This window comes from Bacteroides fluxus YIT 12057 (genome assembly GCF_000195635.1).
Classification (GTDB): Bacteria; Bacteroidota; Bacteroidia; order Bacteroidales; family Bacteroidaceae; genus Bacteroides; species Bacteroides fluxus.
In genome coordinates this window covers 1-4,464 of the sequence record NZ_GL882685.1, presented here as the reverse complement: position 1 = coordinate 4,464, position 4,464 = coordinate 1, and the positions used below count along the sequence as shown (strand labels likewise).

The following is a 4,464-nucleotide window of genomic DNA, read 5'->3' as shown; positions in this document are numbered from 1 at the left end:
CAGACCGTGCCTACTATGCCCTGCTGCTGACCCAAGCACGAGACAAGAATTATGTGGTACAGACGGATGATTCGCTGATACGGACAGCTGTACAATACTATGACTCCATGAAAGACAATAAAATGCAAGCACAAGCCTACTACCTTTGGGGCAGTGTTTGCAGAGACAAAAATAAGCAGACAGAAGCTATAGAAAAATACATCAGAGCGACTGATTTTGCACAAAAAGCAGCAGACAAAGTACTGCTGGGACGAATATACGCCAATGCGGGCTATATTTATTACCTGCAGGAATTCTATGCAAAAGCAGATTCCATTTATCGGCAAGCCGAGCAAATAAGTATCCAACTGAAAGATACTTCCCTGCAGATTTCAAGTCTCACCATGCAAGGAAGCATGCAACTTTATCAAAAAGATTATCAACAAGCAGAAAAGAAACTGCTACAAGCAGAATCCCTTTTGAAAGATGTCAGACAAAATGCCATAAAAGCAAACGTTTTTTCAGCTTTGAGCACGCTGTATACCAGAACAGGAAAGAGCACAAAAGCACTGCAATATGCCAAGCAAAACTTCAAGCTACAAAAAGACACTCTGCACTGTTACCGTACTTTCTTGGAATTAGGAGATGCCTATTATCAAACAGGGCAATATGACTCTGCCACCATATATATAAGAAAAAGTCTCTCATCTTCAAGCTATAGCACCAAAGAAGCAGCCTATATGCGACTAGCCGATATAGCAAGAGCGCAAGGTGACATTTCCTGGTCTCTCAATATGGAACAACTATATTCGACCTATAAGGACAGTACAAACTTATCTCGGCAGAGAACCGGAATCATCGAAACAGAGCAGACCATAGAAATGCTACACCAACAGACACTGTACGAATCTTATCTGAAAGAATATCGTTACTACATTCTCTGTTCTATACTCATAGGCATTGGAAGCATTTATCTATTGCGGAAACGCTATCTCAAGAAATTCCATCAGCAAAGACAAAAAGCTCTCTTAAAAGAAAAAGAACTGCGCAGCCAATACCTTTTCGTGAAAGAAGAAACGAAACAAAAAGAGGAGCAAATAGCCGCCCTGCAACAAAAAATAATACAAAAGTACATTGACGAAGTTCAAAAGGAACAAATGCAGAAAGAATTGGAGAAATTGAATAAACAACACATTGTACTACTAAAAAAAGTGTTAGAATATTCGGATGTTTACAACAAAATGAAGCAAATCATTTCGGACTGTAAAGAACACGGAATCTCCAAGGTGACATTGACAGATGATGAATGGATTAGATTTATGGCAGAAATAGAGAAAACAGGCACCCTCTCAAAACTGGCCGTTGAATATAAATTCAGTAAAAACGAAACCCATTATTGCTATCTGCTATTTACTGACTTCTCCATCAAAGAAAGAATGCAGATTCTGAAGATTGCCCACGCCACCCTCTACCGGACTGAGCAGAGAATTTGCAGGAAGATGAATGTCCCTTATCAGGCAAATGAATTACAAAAACTGCTAAAAAGCATAACAAACAGTACTCCCACTGATACATGAGACATGTCTCATGCAAAATGAGACAATTCACACCAAAAGTGAGACATGCTTTTTTTGCGTAATGGATGAAAATTGCGCTAACTTTGCCATAAACCAAAAAACAAAAAGCATGAAACGAATTTTGTATCTTATCACTTTAGCTGTATTCTTTATAATAAAAAATATAAGCGAAGTCGAAAAGCTTTAATAGAGTAGAGTTAATCCTTAAATTTAAGTATTATGAAAACGAAGTCACTTTTCAGTCAATTTCGTTTTCATTCTTATTCAACATTTTCACTCTTCAACTTAAAAACATGAAAAAAAACAATATTTCTCAAACCGTCCTATTTGTACTCTTAATATTCTTTGCATCATGCAAAGCTGACAAAGCACAATCCGAAAATGAAAGTAAAGCAATAGTTGTTTGTTTTGATAGATACAACCCTAAGCCTTACAAAACGGCAGGAGGAATAGCCCACCTGCCAATACCGAAAGTATCTTATATGGACAATAAAGGAAACTTGGTTCGTTACACGCCCCAAACAAGTGCTGATACAATCGTTTTGACCTCTGTCGATGCCTTTGCCGAATTAGCGCTAAGTTATCGCGACTTTGAATATATTTATTTCCCAATAGTACAAGGAGATACCGTTACCATCACCATGGACAGCCAAGATTATCCTCTTCTTAGCAGTAAATATCACCCAGAACGCAACAGAATCTATAATATGAACTATAAATTGCGGAAAGGAAGGACACACTCTGGTTTAGAAGCAAAAACATGTTTGGGAAGCGACTGGGTGCGGATTGCTCAAAGCATTGACGTGATACGAGCCAACAACTGGACCTCGCTTTTGGCAGACTACTGTCCTTTGGACTCGTTGCATTCTATGTTCAATAGTTACAAAGCAGCATATACAGACACCATCAACCTCTTTAAGCAACAGCAGATCATCTCGGACAAGATATACAATCACTATCAGTACCTACTCACTCTGAAAGACTATGAATCCCGGCGAATACTGAATGAAGACACCACCTTCTACCGCCGAATGGAAGCCGGTATTTCCGATGAATATGCCTCCTATCCTTCATACCATGAATATCTGGACTATTACCTCTGGTTCACCAACCAGCATATCCCGACGATACGCAAATCCCAGGGAAGAAGCAAGGACTGGTGTCAAACCTTCGATGAACTATCTGCCAAACCGTTCCAACCCAAATCAATGCAAATCCTGCTTAAACGTTGCATCAAGGAAATCAGCGAGAATTTTTCCGCACAAGACGTCAATCACTATCTCGACAAATACCTCCAGATTACCCAAGATACAACGCTACACAACAATATCAAAGAGCAATACAACCTCTCTGCCGATGCCAACCAATTACTGTTGGAGGACATTCAAGGCAAGACCACCAATCTGAGCCTGCTACTAAAAAAGCACAAAGGCAAAGTAATTTATGTGGATTTTTGGGCAAGCTGGTGTGTGCCATGCCGTGAAGAAATGGCTCCTTCGGCAAAACTCAGAGAGTTGTATAAAGGGAAAGACGTGGAATTTGTTTACTTGGCCTACAACGACACGAAAAGTAGCTGGAAAAAGGCTGCGAAGCAAGAAGGCTTGGCGGAGATAGAAAACAATTTTATCATCACCAATTCCAAAAACAGCAAGACCTTAGAAGCAATCAAGTTAGAACTGATTCCCCGCTATATCATTTTTGACAAGCAAGGTAGCCTTGTCGAAATGAATGCCCCAAAACCAAGCGACGAACAAGCTACAATAGTAATAAACAAGTATTTAAAACAATAAATTAACGAAATGAATGCACACCAGAAAATAATAAAAGACAATGCAAGGAGCATTCTAAAGATCATCACAAACCATTATGGTGTCAAGTACTCTGCTGCATTATACCAAATATTAAAAGAGCATCCGGATTTTCCCAGCTTCCTCTCTTTCCAATATATATTGCGCAGAATGGGCAAAGATAGTTTCGCCATACATACCAGTTATGAGGAACTGACAAAATGCCTGCTCCTTTCATTGTCCACGGTACAACAAATGTAGATTTATTCTTATTCGTAACTTGTTTTGGCTCTTACTACGAAGTAAGCACCTATGCGATTTATCGTATAGAGGTTGCTGAAATCATTATACCCACGGTCAAATATGTAATGCGCTCCTGGTTCGTATGGAATCTCAGGCATAGCTTTTGAATCGTGAATGTTAGCAGATGTAATATGCACAAATGCAGGCACTTCGGCTTCAACATCATAGAGTGTATGAACTTTTATTCCGCCTTTATGCTTGCGAAATTTAGCCCATTCAAACACCGACAGACATAGGTCAATCGTAGTAGAGTCAAATGCGTAAACATGACCGTTTAGTTCGAAGATTTTTTCGATTCTACGCTTGCGGGCCTCGGCAATCATGAATGTTGCATACTCCTCGAAGATGTGGTAGTCACGTTGCTCATTAGCTTTGCTAAGATTGCTTCTCGTTACAGACTTTCCGATTCTGAGATGGTAGAACTTCCCGGCATGAGCTTCCATAGCTACAACCAAATCTCGCTCTCTCGATTGGAGAACTGACCAAATATCATTGTAAGTAGTTGATTCCAATAGGTATAGCTCTTGATATACTTGTCGCCTTCATACTTAGTAACGATACGACTGAATTTACTTCGGTCAAGAAACTTAGCTAATTGGGCAAATATATGAGTCTTTATGCATAACGGTCTGAAAATTACCACAAAAGTAAATTCAAATCCGTTCTCTCCAAAATTGCTTATAACAAATTGAATTTCAAATATTTCAAAGAACTTCTATGATTTTTTAGTAAACACTAATGTTCTTAAATGAAAAAGCCGTGCCTGCAAACACGTTATTAACTTCTTTCTTCCTATTTTATTGCCGCTTATCAAGAAA

General features: G+C 39.1%; 4 protein-coding genes. 2 read left to right on the top strand and 2 right to left on the bottom strand.

Going from position 1 to position 4,464, the window contains the following annotated elements; genetic code table 11:
- Positions 1 to 107 precede the first annotated feature (107 nt).
- Together HMPREF9446_RS13045 and HMPREF9446_RS13040 are read left to right on the top strand one after the other, a co-directional pair.
- On the top strand, positions 108 to 1,556 hold the full coding sequence (locus HMPREF9446_RS13045) for a tetratricopeptide repeat protein (protein WP_148345826.1): 1,449 nt from the start codon (positions 108 to 110) through the stop codon (positions 1,554 to 1,556).
- A gap of 482 nt (positions 1,557 to 2,038) precedes the next feature.
- On the top strand, positions 2,039 to 3,346 hold the full coding sequence (locus tag HMPREF9446_RS13040; protein ID WP_245532281.1) for a TlpA family protein disulfide reductase: 1,308 nt from the start codon (positions 2,039 to 2,041) through the stop codon (positions 3,344 to 3,346).
- Positions 3,347 to 3,612: 266 nt separating this feature from the next.
- On the opposite strand, the gene HMPREF9446_RS13030 is transcribed toward HMPREF9446_RS13040, so the two are convergent.
- Together HMPREF9446_RS13030 and HMPREF9446_RS19195 are read right to left on the bottom strand one after the other, a co-directional pair.
- Positions 3,613 to 4,089, bottom strand: a complete 477-nt coding sequence (locus HMPREF9446_RS13030) for a transposase (protein WP_009126153.1) — start codon at positions 4,087 to 4,089, stop codon at positions 3,613 to 3,615.
- Between the two features lie 2 nt (positions 4,090 to 4,091).
- Positions 4,092 to 4,289, bottom strand: a complete 198-nt coding sequence (locus tag HMPREF9446_RS19195; RefSeq protein WP_009126152.1) for a DUF4372 domain-containing protein — start codon at positions 4,287 to 4,289, stop codon at positions 4,092 to 4,094.
- Between the last annotated feature and the right edge of the window lie 175 nt (positions 4,290 to 4,464).